This window comes from Rhodohalobacter sp. SW132, assembly GCF_003390325.1.
Lineage (GTDB): Bacteria > Bacteroidota > Rhodothermia > Balneolales > Balneolaceae > SW132.
The window spans coordinates 258,537-277,575 of the sequence record NZ_QUOK01000003.1; the positions used below are offsets into that span (position 1 = coordinate 258,537).

Annotated in this window: 13 protein-coding genes; 10 read left to right on the forward strand and 3 right to left on the reverse strand. The window is 46.1% G+C overall.

What is annotated here, in order from left to right; all coding sequences use genetic code 11:
• Positions 1–134 precede the first annotated feature (134 nt).
• Positions 135–8,837: a GH36-type glycosyl hydrolase domain-containing protein gene (locus DYD21_RS08090; protein WP_116035063.1), complete on the reverse strand. Its 8,703-nt coding sequence runs from the start codon at positions 8,835–8,837 to the stop codon at positions 135–137.
• Positions 8,838–9,128: 291 nt separating this feature from the next.
• Here DYD21_RS08090 and DYD21_RS08095 point away from each other — a divergent pair, with 291 nt between their 5' ends.
• The 10 genes from DYD21_RS08095 (at position 9,129) to DYD21_RS08140 (ending at position 18,229) form a co-directional block, all read left to right on the forward strand.
• Positions 9,129–9,803, forward strand: coding sequence for a phosphatidylcholine/phosphatidylserine synthase (locus DYD21_RS08095; protein ID WP_116035066.1), 675 nt, complete (start codon positions 9,129–9,131; stop codon positions 9,801–9,803).
• Positions 9,804–10,259: 456 nt separating this feature from the next.
• Complete coding sequence (locus DYD21_RS08100) at positions 10,260–11,093, forward strand: DUF6544 family protein (protein WP_116035068.1); 834 nt, start codon at positions 10,260–10,262, stop codon at positions 11,091–11,093.
• 345 nt (positions 11,094–11,438) lie between these two features.
• Positions 11,439–12,932: a hypothetical protein gene (locus DYD21_RS08105; RefSeq protein WP_116035071.1), complete on the forward strand. Its 1,494-nt coding sequence runs from the start codon at positions 11,439–11,441 to the stop codon at positions 12,930–12,932.
• Between the two features lie 7 nt (positions 12,933–12,939).
• Positions 12,940–13,491: a hypothetical protein gene (locus DYD21_RS08110; protein ID WP_147303530.1), complete on the forward strand. Its 552-nt coding sequence runs from the start codon at positions 12,940–12,942 to the stop codon at positions 13,489–13,491.
• A gap of 7 nt (positions 13,492–13,498) precedes the next feature.
• The gene (locus DYD21_RS08115) at positions 13,499–14,323 is read left to right on the forward strand and encodes a type II CAAX endopeptidase family protein (protein WP_116035076.1); all 825 of its coding nucleotides are present in this window, start codon (positions 13,499–13,501) and stop codon (positions 14,321–14,323) included.
• 20 nt (positions 14,324–14,343) lie between these two features.
• Positions 14,344–15,435 (forward strand): serine hydrolase, encoded by a 1,092-nt coding sequence (locus DYD21_RS08120; RefSeq protein ID WP_116035078.1) that lies wholly within the window; start codon positions 14,344–14,346, stop codon positions 15,433–15,435.
• On the forward strand, positions 15,432–16,388 hold the full coding sequence (locus DYD21_RS08125; RefSeq protein ID WP_116035081.1) for an SDR family NAD(P)-dependent oxidoreductase: 957 nt from the start codon (positions 15,432–15,434) through the stop codon (positions 16,386–16,388). Before DYD21_RS08120 ends, DYD21_RS08125 begins: the two co-directional genes overlap by 4 nt.
• 2 nt (positions 16,389–16,390) lie before the next feature.
• Positions 16,391–17,326 carry a hypothetical protein gene (locus tag DYD21_RS08130; RefSeq protein WP_116035083.1) on the forward strand — a complete coding sequence of 312 codons (936 nt, stop codon included), beginning with the start codon at positions 16,391–16,393 and terminating at the stop codon, positions 17,324–17,326.
• 18 nt (positions 17,327–17,344) lie between these two features.
• On the forward strand, positions 17,345–17,854 hold the full coding sequence (locus DYD21_RS08135) for a hypothetical protein (RefSeq protein ID WP_116035086.1): 510 nt from the start codon (positions 17,345–17,347) through the stop codon (positions 17,852–17,854).
• 114 nt (positions 17,855–17,968) lie between these two features.
• Entirely contained in the window at positions 17,969–18,229 is a 261-nt protein-coding gene (locus DYD21_RS08140) for a hypothetical protein (RefSeq protein WP_147303531.1), read from the forward strand.
• Between the two features lie 87 nt (positions 18,230–18,316).
• On the opposite strand, the gene DYD21_RS08145 is transcribed toward DYD21_RS08140, so the two are convergent.
• Positions 18,317–18,610: a hypothetical protein gene (locus tag DYD21_RS08145; protein WP_199535491.1), complete on the reverse strand. Its 294-nt coding sequence runs from the start codon at positions 18,608–18,610 to the stop codon at positions 18,317–18,319.
• On the reverse strand, positions 18,576–18,983 hold the full coding sequence (locus DYD21_RS08150; RefSeq protein ID WP_116035091.1) for a hypothetical protein: 408 nt from the start codon (positions 18,981–18,983) through the stop codon (positions 18,576–18,578). Before DYD21_RS08150 ends, DYD21_RS08145 begins: the two co-directional genes overlap by 35 nt.
• Positions 18,984–19,039 lie beyond the last annotated feature (56 nt).

Genomic DNA, 19,039 nt, shown 5'->3' on the forward strand with positions numbered 1-19,039 from the left:
TATATAATATATTTAAATTCGCAGCCATTACTAGTATACTTTGTTCCTTACATGAAGTAATCTATTCATGATTTCATATGTAATGAAAAACATTACATAAATTTTGAAAAACGTTACATAAATCACTTATTTATTCAGGAATTCGAATCATTCATTTTCTTTATTTGAAGATCTGCAAAATGATTTAACCCATCTTCTTTGATTGGAATCGTCCCTTTATTATCACCTGAAACCAGCTTCTTCCCATCAACTTCCCCAACCAACAAACCGGTTTCGAGTCCATCCGGATTTTTGACACGAATTCGGTATTCCGTCTTGCCATCATCAACCTTCAGATGAATTTCAAACTCTTTCCATTCAGAGGAGACAGAGGGCTTCAGAATGATCGAATCATCTTCATAGCTAAAACCCAGAATTGATTCCAGGCCAATCCGGTAGAACCAGGCACCTGACCCGGTATACCAGCTCCAGCCTCCCATTCCGGTCAGCGGCGGTTCACCGTATACATCAGCGGAAATTACGTACGGCTCAACCTTGAATCTCTGAACCCCTTCCGGGTTTGAGGTATGATTTACAGGATTGATCATGTTCAGATACCGCACGGCTTTTTCGCCCATTCCCTTTTCCGCCATCGCTTTTATCAGCCAGAGCGCCGCGTGTGTATACTGCCCGCCATTTTCCCTCACACCGGGAATGTACCCTTTGATATACCCTGGATTTTTCTCAGTTGCATCAAACGGAGGTGTGAGCAGACGGATAATGCGATCCTGTTCCGATACAAGATATTTTTCTGCTGACAAAAGTGCCGTTTCTGCTTTGGATGATTCAGCCGCCCCGGTAATGACCGCCCAGGCCTGGGAGATCGCATCAATCCGGCACTCTTCATTTTCAAACGATCCCAGCGTAGTACCGTCATCATAAAATGCACGCAGATACCATTCGCCATCCCACCCTTTGGTGTTTAACTGCGTCCTGAGTTTTTCTGCTGTTTGCTTGTATCGATCGGCTCTTTCAGAATCGTTACGCTTCCGGGCATACTCCGTAAACCGGTTCAGAATTCCATAAATAAAGAATCCAAGCCAGACACTTTCCCCTTTCCCTTGCTCGCCCACCCGATTCATACCGTCATTCCAGTCACCCGCGCCGATCAGTGGCAGACCGTTTTTCCCGAATTTCAACGAAATGTCGATTGCCCGGCAGCAATGCTCATACACTGTATCAAACTCATTAAGCTTTTCCGGGTTCAGGTATACTTCATGTTCATAATCCTCCAGTTTACGGGCTGTAATCCAGGGGGCTTTTTCATCAAAAATAGATTTATCACCGGTAGACCGAATATAAAAATCGGTCACATACGCCAGCCAGAGCCGGTCGTCAGATATTTTGGAACGAATTCCGCGTCCGGTTGGAGGATGCCACCAATGCAGCACGTCGCCCTCTTTGAACTGTTTTTCGGCATGCAGCAAAATCTGTTTTTTTGTGATCTCAGGATCCACGTAAAGTGCTGCAGCAGAATCCTGTAACTGATCTCTGTAGCCGTATGCCCCGCCGGCCTGGTAGTATGCTGTTCTGGCCCACATTCTGCAGGATAAATTCTGATACATCAGCCAGCCGTTCATCAGCAGGTCAAGCGATTTGTCGGGTGTGGTGATGGTGATTTTGCCCAGTTTTGACTTCCAGAACTGCTGAATATTGTCCAGGCTGTTCCGCGCAGATTTTTGATCTCCGTATTTCCGGATCAGGGCCTGAGCTTCATTATCCGTTTCCGTTTCCCCTTCAATAAAAATAAGTTCCCTGCTTTCACCCGGCTCAAGAGTCAGTGTGACCTGGAAAGCCGCACATGGATCAGTACCCGGATCGGTTTCAACAGCCAGTTTTGTACTCATGGCAACTGCGCCGGGTTCAGTCAGGGACCGATTACGTCCGATGAATTCCTTCCTGTTTGTTGTAAAATTAAGCTCATCCGATTCTTCAATCCCAGCCACTGCTGAAAAGGAAACTCGTCCTGCAAATTCATTATTGTAATGATTCCGGGCTAAAATTGTCGACCCGCCATCCAGTACATCCTGTATCACGGTGCGGGATGCCCGGTTTCTGCTCACGCCAAGTACCCGTTCCGTATACCTGAATACCGACAGGTTCCTCTCAGTACCACCGCTATTATGAATTCTGATGATAGAAATTTTAACCGGATCGTTTTCATCCACGAACTGAATCAATTCATGGTCCAGCCCGTCAAATGCGTGATCATATTGAGTAAACCCAAATCCATGCACGATCTTGTATGGCGTGCTTCCGGGAGCCGGGCCGGGCGTGGGAGACCAGAACAGTTTGTTTTCTTCATCCCGGATATAGAACGCTTCTGAATGAGAGTCGGAAACAGGATCGTTTGACCAACCCGTAAGTTTATTTTCCCTGCTGTTTTCACTCCACGTGTACCCCGCTCCTTTCTCCGTGGCGATGAATCCTACGCTGGGATTGGATATTACGTTGATCCATGGCGCCGGCGGGAACATCAGATTGCCCGTTTCAGGGTTTGGATTTATCAATATGTGATACTCATCACCAGACTCCGAAAACCCTCCGTAACCGTTAAAAAATTGCAGGTTCTCCGGTTTATCCCAGCCCTCTTTTTCTGATTGATTTTTTATCGTTTCAGGCAACCTGTACCGATCTGATTCGCCGTTTAACAGCCACGATTCGGTCTCTTTTTCTCGCCTTAACCTGGAGAGATCCGGAAGTGTGTTTTCGAATACGGCGTGAGCTACAGTCAGGATCAGGGTAAGATCCTCAGACGGCATTTTATCAGACCGATGAAGGAAAACTCCTGCCCTCTTGTGGATCATATCCCGTTCAGGTGAATTTTGAATCGCCTGCATAATTGCCTCCTGAATCTCATCGATATAGCCCGGAGCATGATCGTTAATAACCAGAAGTTCTGTTTCCACGCCTTTCAGCCGCCAGAAATTGTGTGCTTTCAGCAGAGTTTTCACACTTTTAATCTGATCCATCTCCTGAATTCTGAACACAATCAGCGGAAAATCACCGGAGATTCCGTAAGCCCAAAGCTCGTGCTGCTTCCCACGGTTTTCCCTTAGTTTGTGCTCACCAGACCTGAAGCCTTTATCTGAGTAGAGAACATAAGAAGCGAGTTTTTGATAGTTGTGTGCCTCTTTTGATGTAAGCCCCAGGTGATTCAGTTCCACGGAGCTGTATACCAGTGCCAGGTCGAAAGCACGATCAGCCGCATGCAGGTTGTCATAGGTATCAGCCAGCCGCTCAGCTTCCTCTCTCGTATCTGCGTAACCAAGACCAAAAATCAGCTCTTTCTTTTCACCGGGACCCAGTTTCACGGTTTTGTGAAGACTCACAATCGGGTCGGATATATTTCCAAGTGACCCGGATAAACTACTTCCGGGATCCATTGCCGCCGGATTACTGAGCGACCTTCCCCGACCGATAAAAACGGACCGGTCTGTTTCGAACTGAAGCGGTTCTGTGAGATTGTCCTGTTCATCTCCCGCGAATGTATGGATCATCCAGAGTGATTTTTCCTCCTCACTTCTTGGCCTACGTTTTACCAGAATGGAATGATGCTCGGCAAGATAATCGGTCTGCACAAAGAGTTTTGAAAAAGCCGGATGGGAGTTGTGATCTTCAGCTCTATTCAGCACCACCTCTGCATAGCTGGTCAGTTCGAGAGTCCGTTCTTCCCGGCTATAGTTGGTGAGGGTCAGTTTCCTCAGTTCCATGGGATCATCTGGCGAAACAGCCACTGTAGTGGTTGTCTCAATCCAGTCATCCACCCTTGATGTAACAATTTTGCCATTGTGAAACCAGGTATCGTACCGGTCGGGTTTTCTCTTTACGGGTTGATGCATGGACGACCAGAACTTTCCGCTCTGGGGATCCCTGATATAGAAAAAGAAGCCAAGTGGGTCCATTGTAGGATCGGCATCCCATCCGGTAAGCGAAATTCCGTGAGCTTTTGATGTTCCGGTGCCCGCATGAGTCAGGCACGAAGAATATTCACCATTCGACAACAGGTGAACCCTTGGCGGGGAAATATCCAGTTCGTTTAAACCCGCATGTTCCACAACATGCTCCACCACCTGCTGTTCTCCCGGTTCTAACTCCACATCAATCGGATGCGGTTCTTTGATCGGCACGCCTCTCGGAATTTTTTCTTGTAGGATCAGCTCACAACCTTGGATACGGGGATCTTCATGAAACCAGTTCTGGACTTCCCAGTCATTTAAAACATTTTCAATGGCAAGAAGACTCATTCCATGATGATGAACCATATACGTTTTCACCCACTTGAACGTATCCTTTTCACCCATCCGGCTGGGAGTATAATCCACCGCATCATAAAAACCATGTAAACCAAATCCCCCAAGTTTTTCAAGTCTTTTGAGATTCTCAAGAGATGAAGCCGGATCTACCATCAGAGAAAGCATCGAGGCATAGGGCGCCACAACATACTCCTCGGCAAGACCGCGCCGCAGCCCCAGCCCAGGGGCGCCGAAAGCGCGGTACTGGTAGTGCATATCCATATTCAAAAAATAGTATGCGCTCTCAGATTGTCCCCACGGCCGGTTTCTCTTTACCCCATACTCTTTCTGCCAGCGAATTACATTCTCGCCTGTATGGTTGAGCAGCGTATCCGGATAGGTTTTCATAAATAGCAACGGCATCAGGTATTCAAACATCGTTCCGCCCCAGGAGAGAAGAATTTCATTGCTGCTAAGGCTTGTGAGCCTGCGGCTAAGCCTGAACCAATGTTCCACGGTAATATCTCCCTTGGCAATAGCAATATAGGATGCAATCCGGGCCTCGCTGGCAAGAAGGTCATACGTACCCAGATCGAGCTGAGCTTTTTCAACATTGTATCCAATTGTGAAGAGCCCCCGCTTTTTCAGATATAAAAATGAAAAATCCATCTCATCAACAAACCTGCCGGATTTTTCTACAATATCCCAGGAAAGGTATTTCCACTTATTGACAAGTGCAGAAACCTGTGGCTTCAATGAGCCATTTTTCTCAAGTTCAATAAGCTCATCCGGTGAATATTTCTCCGTATCAATTTCCCCAAATTCGATTAATGCTTTCTGTTCATAAATCGCTTGTTCAATAAGTCGCAAGGGCCGATCCTGCCAAAACAGAAGATCCTGCATCATCGCGTCATCCAGTTTACTGCCAAGCGGCAGCAGGTCTATTGCCGACAGATCAGCTGCCAGGCTTTTCAACGTTTTCAGACATTCAAGAGATTGAGCGGGGTTCTCATTTTTACGATTTTTCAGCTCCTTCAGCATTAAATCGCATTTCAGGTTCACTTGTTCTTTAAAATGGACTGGCAGCAAATCTTCATCCCAGGATCCATTCAAAACATCCTGAACCGTGATGACAGTGTCTGTCAACCCATCCCATATATTCTGATTAACACCTCTGCTTCTCATCGTTTTGCTTATTGACTCCCGAATGGATATCAGTCCCGCAGCAAGGTTTCCGGAATCCACAGTTGAGATATATTTCGGATGAAGTACCTCTCCCAGGCGAGTTTCGTACCAGTTGTAGAAATGTCCTTCATACCGCTCCAGCTGTTCCATGGAATTCAGAGTAAACCAAACTCTTTCGAGAAGTTCGCTCAGAGTAATATATCCCCTGTTGTAGGCCACCTGAGTTGAAACCAGGGCAAGTCCGATATTTGTGGGCGATGTTCGTTCGGCAATGGGTGTGTTCGGCTTTTCCTGGTAGTTATCGGGAGGTAGCCAGAAATGCTCTTCATTCACAAAACGCTCAAAATAGAACCATGTTCGCCGGGCATATTTCCGCAGCTCCATTTTCTCTTTTTCTGATAGTGTATATTCCTTTTTTTGGACCGGTTTGCTGATGAACCAGAGCCAGAAAGGAGCGCCTGCCCAAATCACAAAAAACGGAAACACAATCCAAAGATATTGAGGTGCCGTAAATATCGATGCTAAAAGAACGGAGAATCCAACAATAACCGAAAAGAACTGCCCGCGGATGTAGGCAATAAAAGAGTTCGGAGTTGTTGATTCGGCATGTGATGCAGTTGTCCACTCAAGCAGAGATTTCCTGCTGAATTTCAGGCGATAGAGCGTTCGAATAACCGCATCGAGTTGAACAACCGCCTGGTGCGGAAGAATCATCAAAACACATAGTGCCTGCAGGGAGTTGATTTTTAAATTGGCTCTGACTTTATCAACATAGAGTTTCCATTTCACCCGGGCGGGCCGGTTCAAAATATCACTATAGAGGCTGATGTAGATCGGAAAAGCGAGGATACCAAATGCTGCGGCTGTCCAGATCCAGGCGGCACCCGGTAGCAAGAACCATCCGGCAATAAAAAAGATTGTTAAAAAAAAAGGATTCAGGGATCGGCGAAGATTGTCGAAAATCTTCCATTTTGAAAGCAGGTTGATCGTATTGTTCTCTTTTCCTCCCTTAAGCGGAACTTGCGGAAAAAGCCATGCGGCAATCTGCCAGTCGCCCCGGATCCACCTGTGATTTCGTTTACTGAAGCTTACATACGTGGATGGATATTCGTCAAACAGCTCAATATCTGTGGCAAGGCCGGTTCTAAGGTATGTGCTCTCAATCAGATCGTGGGAAAGTATCCGGTTCTCGGGAAACCGGCCATCCAGAACCGCATGAAAAGCTTCCACATCGTAAATTCCTTTTCCGGTAAAAATCGCCTCTCCGGCCAGATCCTGGTAGATATCAGAAACGGCAGTGGAATAAGGGTCCAGCCCAACGTTGCCGGAAAAAATCCTTGAAAACCATGTTTTCCTTGACGACTCCGGCGGGATCGATATTCGGGGCTGAATGATTCCGTACCCATTCGTGATCCGCTTTTCTTCTGAATCGTACCGTGCACGGTTTAGCGGGTGTGCAATGGTGCGGACCAGGTTCCGGGCGCTGTCAGGCGGAAGCTTGGTATCCGAATCGAGGGTGATGACAAACTTTACCGGAAGCATGCCAATCGACTCTTTAAAATCCCCGCCTATATGTGTATACGTGGTTTCTGCAGCAGGATCGAAGAGCAGGCGATTAAACTCCTCAAGTTTGCCGCGTTTTCGCTCCCAGCCCATCCACGCGCCCTCCTGTTCATTCCAAAGCCTTTCTCTGTGCAGAAAAAAGAACTTATCTCCATAATTCGAGCGGTATTTTTTATTTAGCGCCTCTATTGCTTCATATGCAGCATTCAGAATCGCTTTGTCGGATTCCATTTCTTTTTTCGGAGAGTCGATAAAATCAGATAAAAGGATAAACTGAAAGGCCGGATCGGGATTGGCCAGCGATCGTATTTCAAGGTTTTCAATCTGCCGGTGTACATCCTGCGGAGATGTAAACAGTGTTGGAACCACTACAAGTGTTCTGGATTCTTCCGGAATTCCCTCTTTGTAATCCATTTTTGGTAAAATTCTTGGAGGCAGAAGGAATGCAAGAAACCGGTTTACACCCGATACAGACAAATCCAAGGCGGGAAAAAGGGCAACTGCAAGCACGAGCGCTGCGATCAGTGTTGAATTACTCATCGAGCCGGTGGCCACCCACAGAATCATCATCAAAATAATTGTTGAGAGAAAAACCATCATAACGTACCACGCTGTATTTCTCTCCAGCAGTCCGCGTACTTTCTCACGGAACGACATGCGGTATCCAAGTTTTTTAGCCAGTTCCGGGTAACCTTCACCTTTCAGGTAAAAGCCTACATGCTGGCGGGCAAACGAGGTGTTACCAAGCGGATCATCATCTTTTTGCTCATCATCCGCTTCCTCCACCATCAGCAGTACCTGCTCGGCAATCTCCCGCTCACCGTAATCCGTCCTTCGGCTGAGCCCCTCAACCACCCGCCGATAACTGTCGCGTGTCTGAAAATCCATCTCTGAATAGATCGCTGCCGGATCAAGACGCAGGATTTTGTCTACTACGGAGCACTCTTCAACAAAATCCGACCAGTCCGTTTCTGAAGATTGTCTCAGTGAATTGACCGCATTCTGGATACTGACCTGCAGCCTCGATTGCTTTTGAGCCTCAATTCGCATCGCCTCCTCGAGGGTCATATCGTACTGACGAAATCTGAAAGTTAACCATCGCTTCTGCTCATCCCACAAACGGCCTCTGTTTTGAAGCTGATTATAGATCTCGACCAGCTGCAACGGTTCGCCGTTACCTGAGTTTGCGGAAAGCCACTCCGATACTACATTTGAGAAAACACCCGGTTCTTCCTGCCGCTCTTCATCAAGGTTAGAGAGAAGATCATTTACTTCCGTTCTGACACTTTTACGATAGAGAATCCGGGAAGCTTTTTGGGCCAGTTTTTCAATCAGGATAAAACGAATCATAATCGGAATCGCCCATAATTCTCCCTGCATAAGTGTCCGGCCTTCCTGGTACTTTTGCACATAGTGAGTCAGCACATCCATATCGACAATATTGTCGGTATGATTCATCAGGTTCAAAACCAGCTCATACACCTTCGGCAGACCTTTAAACTCCCCATCCTTAAACAGCGGAATGCTCTTTTGATACTCTTTGGGAAAATCGATTCCGATTTGAACAATCTGCTCCTGTATGATATAGAAATTGTCAATCAACCATTCGGCAGCAGGTGAGATCTCTTTATTTGATTTTGCCAGTTTTGACAGTTCCCTGTACGATTCTTCAAGTACCTGCCTGGATTCTTCCAAAACCGGCTTTATCGGCCTGTGTTGGTTCCCATTTTCCAGGGAAAGATGATTTTCAGCCAGTTTATCGGCACTCTTCTTTAAAAAACCGATATTAAATGAAACCCCGGGATTTTCTCTCATCTGATTTCAATTATAAAAGTTATGGGATAATCTACTTTAATATCTCAAACAAGAATGACTTATCTGTTAAAGTTTTCTTGACAACAGGTGCAGGGAAAACCTTACAATTTTTTGTAGAGATGAGATATCATCGGAAAGCATATGTTTAAAATTTTTGGAAGATACTTTAAGATCTGTAACTCTTACTGCGATCCATTGGAGTTATGCTCTCTGTCAACATGAAATCAAAAGAGTAAAACTTGTTATCTGCGTGGTTTCTGATAGCATTTTGATCCTTATTTTAGAATTACTATGAAAAAGAAAATCATCGCGCTATCCGTTCATCTTTTCACAGCCATTGGTGCCGTGCTGGCATTCTGGGCACTTCTATTGATCGTCCGGGGTGAGCTCCGGTACTCCCTTTTTGTAATGGCACTTGCCGTTATCGTGGATTCGCTCGATGGTACTCTCGCCAGGCAAGCTGGTGTAACCACTCATACACCAGATATCGACGGTGCACTGATGGATAATATCACCGATTACCTGAACTGGGTGTTCTTACCCGTTTTCTGGGCCTATTCGTTTCTTGATCTCCATTTCCTGGCGGGTGCAATAGTTTTGATATCAAGCCTTTTTGGCTTCAGTCACAAACAGGCCAAAACCGACGACAACTTTTTCAGGGGATTCCCCTCCTACTGGAATTTAGTAATCCTCTACCTCTACATCCTCGGTGCTAATGCCTGGATCTCTCTGACCGTCATGCTTTTTTTCGCTGTTCTGGTCCTGGTTCCGGTAGAATTTATCTATCCGAGCCGGACCCGGGAATGGCGGAAAACGACCATCGTACTCTCCATCCCGTTTGCCATTATGATATTCCTCATGCTCTACTACCTGAGAGAAACCCCTCTTTGGCTCACGCTGACTTCGTTTTACTACCCGGTTTATTATGTGATCATTTCGATTTTAGCGGGTAACGATGACGGGTAACCGCAAAGGTCACGAAGGTTTTCACTAAGGTCATAAGGAGTTGAGTATGGAAAATTTCATTTATTCTTCATCGTGACCCGTTGTGCTACCCTTTGTGTCCATAGTGGTTAAACCACGAAGGAATCGAAGGGATTCACTAAGGTCACAAGGAGTTGAGTATGGAAAAATTCATTCATCCTACATCGTGACCCGTTGTGCTACCCTTTGTGTCCATAGTGGTTAAACCACGAAGGAATCGAAGGGATTCACTAAGGCCACAAGGAGTTGAGTATGGAAAAATTCATTCATCCTACATCGTGACCCGTTGTGCTACCCTTTGTGTCCGTAGTGGTTAAACCACGAAGGTCTCAATATCAGGTATTTCCCTACATCAAATTTATCCATTCTACTACCACCCAAACGCAGCAGATTCCGTAGTTTTATTAAGCTTCATACCAGACACCTTTTATCATTTCTATGATGAAGAAAGTCATTTTCTACACCATTTTCGCAATTGGTTTTCTTGCTGCCTGCACCTCACCCGCAGAGATTTTTGAAAATGAGGTTGCCCAGTTCATGTCCGCTGAGGCTTTGGAAAATGAGTTTATATCAGAGGACAAACTTGCTGAGCTGCCCGAACCGGTGCAGCATTATTTCTACTACTCAGGATTTCTCAATCAGCCATTATCCGGCATCACAGAAATTCTCTGGGCCGACACCAAAATAAAACTCGGGCCGGATCAGGCGTGGAGAGATCTTGAGACCCGTCAGTATAACTTCACGGAGAGCGGATCAAGGCTGGCATACATGAATGCGCGGATGGCCGGGGTGATCCCTTTTGAGGGACGGGACAAATATCACAACGGGCAGGGACATATGCTCGGTACGCTGGGTCGGCTGATAAAAGTATTCGATAATCACAGCCGGGAAGTAACCCTCGGCGGGGCAGTGATTCTGCTTGCAGAGGCACTCCTGGAGCCGTCCATTGCCCTTCAGGAGTACATCACATGGGAACCCATTGATGAACATACTGCCGGGGCTACGCTGCATCATGGTGACATCACCGTAAGCGGCATCTTCCGCTTTAACGAGGCGGGAGAATTTATCCGGTTCGAAAGCAGTGATCGTCCTTATGAAATAAGCAGCGGCGTGTATGAACCAAAACCGTTCAGTATCGATCTGGAAGAATATCATGAGGCTGATGGCCTGAAAATTGCCGGACGGGTATATGCAACCTGGCATCTTGAAGATGGGGATTTTATATACTGGGATGGAAAAATTACGGGGTTGAGAAGAAATGTAAAGCTATGAGTTTGATTATGAATATTTCAAGGAGTGACACTCTTTTGATTCTACTCTTTGAATACATTCTTTGTATTACTTCTATCAGATTACAAGTACATTTTTTTAGTTGCCTTTTATGTGGAGATTTCTCGACTCCGTTCCGGAAAAACACCGAAACTCCGCTCGAAATGACAAATATCCGTAATACTTTTAGGGAAGGCCGGGGCAGCCGCTGGCTGCCCCGGCCTTCCCTACTCCCAGTTGTCTTTGTCATTTCGAGCGAATCCCCGATGGTGTTTATCCATCGGGTGTGAGTCGAGAAATCTCCTGATAAAATGCACAGAAACGTTTTCAATACTTCTATCAAATCAAATGAAAACAGCACTCATCTTCATCATTCTGCTTCACGGACTCATCCACCTGATGGGCTTTGTAAAAGCATTCGAACTCGCTGAAATCAGCGAACTGACACTCCCCATCAGTCGCGGCTGGGGGCTCCTCTGGTTTTTAACAGCCCTCACCCTGATCCTTTCCGGCGGATTATGGATGCTGAATGTGAGTACCTGGTGGATTCCCGCAATAATCGGCATTATTCTCTCCCAGATCCTTGTGTTTACATTCTGGCAGGATGCGCGCTTTGGAAGCATCCCGAATTTGATCATTCTGATATTTATTGTTTCAGGTTTTGTACGATACACTCCCCCGGTTTCAATGATGGCGGATGGATTGACTACCGCACCTTTTGAAGAGAGATACAGTGCCGCCGGACCGGGTGATTTCCGGGAAATCATCAACCCATTCAACATTGCAATCGAATCGATGGATAGGCTCCTGCTTATCAACATCGAAAACGATCCAGACAGCCTTTATACCGGCTTTGAGCCGCAGGTGTTTGATGATGAGAAAACCGGCACCGGTATGCTGGTGATCGCCTGGCGGGTTGACGGGAAAGTGGATGTGTACCATCAGCCTTCCCTCTCGCTTGATCCCGCCGGATACGATATCGCCGGGAAGGGGCTGGAAAATATGGTTTCCCGTGAGTTACACGATGCCTTTTTTGAAGTGAACGAGCGTGGCGCACAGGCATCGGTTTCGTTTGAGGATATCGAAGGCAGGCTGATCGAGCTGAATCTTTCGGAGCAGAGTACGCGGACCCGCAAACCGTTTGGGCTTTTGGCACCGATGGGTGTTGCGGCCGAGAATCCGTCAGCCATGCCGCTCATTCTGCTGCACGACTTCTACTTTGTGCGTAGGGCGGGTACTGAACTGAGTGTGAAGATAGGCGGACGACATCATCAGCCCGACAACCTGCCGCTGCCGATCGACTTTTCCCGGATGACCTTCGCCCGGTACTGTCCCGATCCGCTCATTGCAAAACTGAACCCGGCATTTGATGGTGCACTTTCGGCCATTTCATTCGAAGATGATCTCTCAATACTAAATGATAATCACACCATTGAGCTGGATTATAACCGGGACTTGCCGGAAATCCGAAGCATTTCACGGAGCCACAAAGAGCATACCCTGTCGCTGGTTTTTGACCCGGCTTTCCCAAACCTCAGTGCGTTTATGGGAGACTCAACAAAAGGGCAGTTTGAAATCTCCGGAAATCCGTCCACCGGACTTATCCGTGGGGAATACAGTGTGGTTCGCTCCGGCGATCTGCTGACGATTGAGATGATTCCATCAGGCGGATGGATCCCCATCGCAGACAAACTCTCCCTTCGGTTTCTCTACCGGGTACAGCCGATGTTTAAGGAGTGGCCAAAAACGTACCAGTGGAAAGCTGAATTGGAGAGGGATCATGAATCCGGGTTCAGAATGAGATCAAACTGGGAGAGAATTCAGACCAATGAAAAAGAATAACACACATATGGAAAAAAAGATCTTAAAACCGGGTTTTCATTTTTCTGTGCTTCTTGTATTTGGACTGATGTTGATTGTTCACGATTCTCCTCTGGCACAGGATACCGATAACAGCTCCGAGTGGAGCGTTGCGACCAGCCTGACCTATCCCATTGTTCGGATTTACCAGGTTCAAATCAGTTATAATCCGGGAGGAAATCATGAGTATTTCTTCGGGCCCGCCTATCAGAACTTTAAAAGCGGCAGCATTACATCACATGCTATGACTCTGATTCTTGGGTACCGGTATTATGTGTGGAGGGATCTGCATCTGGAAGCGGAGCTTTGGCCAGCATATAACCCGATGTATTCGGATCTAACGGAATCAACCTATCGCGGTGTGGAGATCTGGGGTGAAATCAAGATTGGTTACAAAATAAGTTTCTACCGGAATCTGTTTATTCAGCCCTCTCCGGGTATTGGTTTCGGAATACTCAGAACCAACGAGCCGCCAGACTTCAATGAAGGCATCAAAAGTCCCATTTTTGTACCACAACTGTTAATTGGTTTAAAATTGTGAGGCAGAGATGAACAAACCTGATAAACCTCTGATCTATTTCTTCCTCATCGCGTTTGCACTTGCATGGACGGTAATGGCCCTGCCGATTGCCCAAAATTTTGGACTCCTTCCGGATCAGCTGCCGTTTGAAATCCTTCTCATTTTGGGATCATGGATGCCCAATATTGCGGCTTTTATTGTGATCGGTTTTATCATCAAACGAAAAGGCGGGATTAAAGCCCTTCTGAAAGGCTGGATGAAGTGGAAAATGCATCCCGGATGGTACCTGCTGGCATTATCACCGGTCCTTTTTGGGTTTGTTACCATATTTATTTTTCAATGGATCTACGGATACTCTCCTTCCACAGAACTTTTTGCAGACCCCGTCGCCTTCATTGGCCTGCTGGTGCTGATTACTATTACCGGGGCGATGGGTGAAGAGCTCGGCTGGAGGGGATTTGCTCTGCCCGGGCTTCAGCTTCGGATGAATGCTCTAAGTGCAAGTATCCTGCTGGGCATAATCTGGGCACTCTGGCATCTGCCGCTTTGGTTTGCCGGTTTGGGTTTTGAAACCATACCCTTTTGGGCCTATATGCTAATCGGGGTTTCGTTTTCTATTTTGGTAACGGCCGCCTGCAACAGTTCCGGCGGAAGCCTGCTCATAGCCACCCTTTTTCATCTCTTTCTGAACGTTTCGGTAAACATGATTGAGAACGAAGCATTTTCGATTCTTGCCACAGTTTTTGTGATTGCAGCCATCATCATTACTGCTGTGTTCGGGCCGAGGAAGCTGAGCAGAGTTACAAAATTACCGATAGATAAAGAAGAGAGAGCCTGGATCCAATCAGTATAACTTTCTAAAAAAACACAATCATGAATGAAACCATAGACATATCACTATTGGAGAGCATTGTTCAGAATATGACAAAAAACAGAAACGTTTATGGCGCCATCCTCTGTGTTGAAAACGGTGACGGTTCCATTTCGTGGAGCGGGGCTGCAGGTGATCTGAACAGAGAAAATCGGTATTTCATCGCCAGTGTTACGAAGCTCTGCATCACTACCATGATATTGATGCTCAGGAATGAGGGGCAACTGAAACTGGATGATAAAATCACTCAATACTTCCCGGAAGGCTATCTGGACGGGCTGCACGTATTGAAAGGTACAGACTATACAGATCAGATTACCATCACGCACCTGTTGTCAAACACCTCCGGCATTCCGGATTACTTTTCAGGCAAACAAGGTTCGGGAAAAAAAGCGGCTGATGATCTCTTCGGCGGAAAGGATGAGCCGTGGCCGCTGGAAAAAACCCTGGAGCATGTGAAAAATATGACCCCAAATTTCAGGCCGGGACAAAAAGGCAAAGCGCGCTATTCCGATACAAACTTTCAGCTTCTGGGCCGGATTATCGAAAAAGTCACAGGCAATGATCTGGCAGATGTATTCAAAAAGAGAATTTTTGACGAGCTCGATCTGACCAACACCTACGCCTACCGGGATGTAAACGACGACTCCCCGGCTCAAATGTACTACAAGAACAGAAAGCTCCATCTGCCCAACTTCATCGCCTCTGTTACCGCTGAAGGCGGAGTGGTCTCGACCGCTTCGGAGCTGATGGTATTTCTAAAGGCTTTCTTCAACGGGCGATTTTTCCCAAAAGAAGATCTGGAGGAGTTAAAAGAATGGAACCTGATCTGGTTTCCGGGTCAGTTTTATTTCGGAATCGGCCTGGAAAAACTCTGGACCCCCCGGTTTATTTCACCTCTCAAACCGATCCGGGAGATCATCGGCTGCTGGGGTCAATCAGGTGCGTTTGCGTTTCATCACCCCGATACGGATTTATACTTTACAGGGACAGTCAACCAGTTAAGCGGATTTGGGCATAGTGCTGCTTATAAGGCGATGATCAGCATAATTAAATCTGCTAATTCAGGTAAACTTTATACAAAGTCATCATGAATCAAAAAACCGTCATCATCACAGGAGCCAATTCGGGAATCGGAAAAGCCGCCGCCAGGAAATTTGCCGGGGAAGGACATACGGTAATCATGGCCTGCCGCAACCTGGAAAAGAGCCGTCCTGTTCGGGATCAAATAGCCACGAAAACCGGTAATGGTCGAGTCCTCCTGGAGCAGGTTGATATGAGCTCTTTCGAATCGATCCGGGATTTTTGCAGTACCTACCAGGAAAAACATCAGAAACTCGACATCCTGATCCACAACGCTGCCTACTTCAATCACGGTTCGCCATACAAACAGAGTCCCGACGGCATAGAAATCACCTTTGCCACCAATGTAGCCGGACCTTTTCTGATGACCATGCTGCTGCGGGATCTGCTGGCTGCATCGGATGATGCCAGGATCCTTCACGCAGGCAGCAACATTATCAAGCACTTTCTGAATCCGAAGAAAGAGATAGATTTTGATCATCTTCAGAAAGAACCGGAGAACCCGCGCAATCACAGCGTATACATCAACTACCGCAATTCGAAGATGGCACTGCTGATGCTGTCGTTCAGGATGGCAAAGGAGTTTGCCGGTGATGGGATCAAGACGTATTCCCTTCAGATAAACGGTGCCACCATGTCGAAAGAAGCCCTGATGAAAGTGAAGCCACACTGGCGCATCATTGCAAGAATTCAGAATCTCTTCTTTCGTCCGCCGGAGTTTACTGCTAACCTCTATTATGAAATTTGCATCTCTGAGAAGTTCAGGGAAATGTCCGGTGTTCACTTCAATCATAAACTGGACGTGATGCAGCCGGCAAAAACAGATGCAGGAATTATTACGGATATTAAGCAGGGAGCGGGAGCAGATGTGTATCCTGCCTATGCAATGAATGAGGAAGCATCGGAGAAAGTTTGGAATGTTTGCAATGAGCTTACACAGGAGCACTCAAAACTGATTATCTGACCATGCAAAATCGAAACTTCCAGATATTTATTGCAAAGTTCTCCCTCCTTTTTGTCGTTACATATTCTGTTATCGCCGTACCGTTTCTTTACATTCAGGATTTGCTCCCCGAGTCACAACGAGTAGCCCTGGATTTATATGAGCCATTCCGGCCTCTAAATCTGATGACGATCTTAACCCAGTTCCTTCGGGGAATTCTCATCGCTCTGGTCATTCATCCATTCAAGAATACGATTTTAAATTACTCAGGAGGCAGGTTGATTTTATTTGGTGCTTTATGGGGAGTTGCCCTTTTCGGGTCCGTGGAACCCCAGCCTGGATCGATCGAAGGAATCATTTATACGGAAATTACATTCATCGAGCACAGTATAGTGATGCTTGCGGTAGCCATTCAAATGACTGTTTTTATTTGGCTATTCTTCAAATGGATATTGAGATCCGGAGAGAATAGAGTTTCAGATGTGCCAGAATACAGAAGTTATATTCAGCATGTTAACATCCGTGGATATACGTATCGATTTACTTTAGTCCATCTTATTACATACTGGGCCATCGGGGTCCTGTTTTACCAGTTTGCCGGTTACGAGGAGGCATTAGAATCGATGGAAATATTTGAGTTATGGAGGCCACTTGAAACCGTATCAACCGTATTACTGGTTCTATTCGGACAACTTTTCCGGGGCACTCTCCTTGCCCTGCTCTTGTATCCGTTTTATCAAACATATATGAGAAAAAAGCACGGCTGGTTATATTTATTTCTGCTGTTGTTCGGTTTAACAGCACTCGGATCTCCTATTTTTATTCCTGAATTCCTGGTTTTTGAAGGTTCATTGGCTGAATTCTTCGAGGGATTCCTCATAGGCATTCCAGAAATTTTCAGCCAGATGATGGTATTTTCAGCCATGTTTTTCTACTGGGAGAGAAAGAAACAAGATTGATGAAATAGATCTGAATCAATGGAAGAATTTATAAAATACCTGCAAGGCGGAGATTTAAGATCCATTGCGGACGTTGAGCAATTAATCCCTTTGATTAAAAACCAAAAGAATTTCGATGAACTATTTCGGTTTTTGTCATCGAAAGACAGGCTGGTTGTTATGCGGGCTGCCGATGCCGCTGAAAAAATCACAAAAACAGATCCCTCTTATCTCGATTCTCACAAATCAGAGATCATTGAATTACTCTATCATGCCAAAGACAAGGAACTTAAGTGGCATCTGGCTTTAATGGTTTCAAGGATTGATCTTTCTGAAAATGAATTGGAACGTGTGTGGAATAAACTTGAAGCTTGGGTAAGAGACAAATCGGAAAGTAAAATCGTCAGAGTGAATTCGTTACAGGCACTGTACGCACTCTCAAGCTTAAACAAAGTATTGAAAAGGAAATTTGAGATCATCATCCGGGATATAAAGAACGAGAATATTCCTTCACTCAATGCCAGAATAAATATTCTAACTCAGCATTAAACGATGATCGAATCGGGATACCGGAATTGATGCACGGGAAGTAATAAATCAATATTGGTACAATTTGTAATAACTGATTACCTGAGTTTTGAAAAACATATAAACCAACACCCGATGAAAATAATAACCGATCACATCCTGTGGTGGATTCTGCTGATTGTGGCTACGGCAGTCGTTTCGGCAGTGACTTCCTATCAAATTACCCCGGCAGGAATGCTCACAAGCATGGCGGGACATCTTGCTTTCGCGGTCGGGATTGCACTGGTTCCATGGATTGTATACCGGTTGTTTGGCAAGCCCTTAAACACCGAACAGATGATGGCCACGATCACTGTCGGGTGGCTGATTCTGGCTGTTGCAAATCTTTCGGTTTAAATTCTATAAATCCGCCCATCGAAGTTTGGTAAAGATTAAACCTGCTATAAAAAGTAACCCAAAAATTGTTTTGTTGTGACGAGCCAGTCATAGGGGCAGAAATATATCAAAGTTATCGGCGCGATCGTCGGTGTAGCGGGCAGCGATATCGGTGAGCGGACATCGCATTCCGTTGAACAGCAAAACCAGACACTCCAATAGAACAATCAGAATCAAAATTCCTGCAATGGTCCACATTTCGAGCCAGGCAAGTATGGGAATGGCTACGATTGAACCGGCGAAGAGGGCCCAGTAATGGTGTGCGTGAGTTTGATTATTCGAAGTTTGGTTAGTTGTGTCATCTTGTTCATTCTTCCGGTTCCTGATTGCATGAAGGTTCAAGAGACCTGCGAACAGATGGCGACATGACCAGACCCAGCAGAACAAGACCGAGCAATCCGAATGTAAGCTGCAGCGGCGGGTCCGGGTAATAACCGACCATCCATATTTGCACGCCGATCCAGATAATGAGTGCAAAGCTCACTGCGAGTGCCCCTTTCCATGACCAAAGCCTGCGCTTCCAAAGGCCGTACAATACGATTATGGGAAAGAAGCCCAGGATTGTCAGCAGGATAAGCCCGGGTACCATGAAGTTTTCAAATGTAGAATTTTCAAGAATGGATATCGGTATTTGAAGCAGATCACCGGACGGATCTATAACCAGAGTAATCCCGCCATACAGGCCGCTTATTCCCTGGAAAAGCATCAATCCCATCAGAAAGTATAAACTGTAAAATTTTGATGATTTTGACTTTTCATAGGTGGCTATGT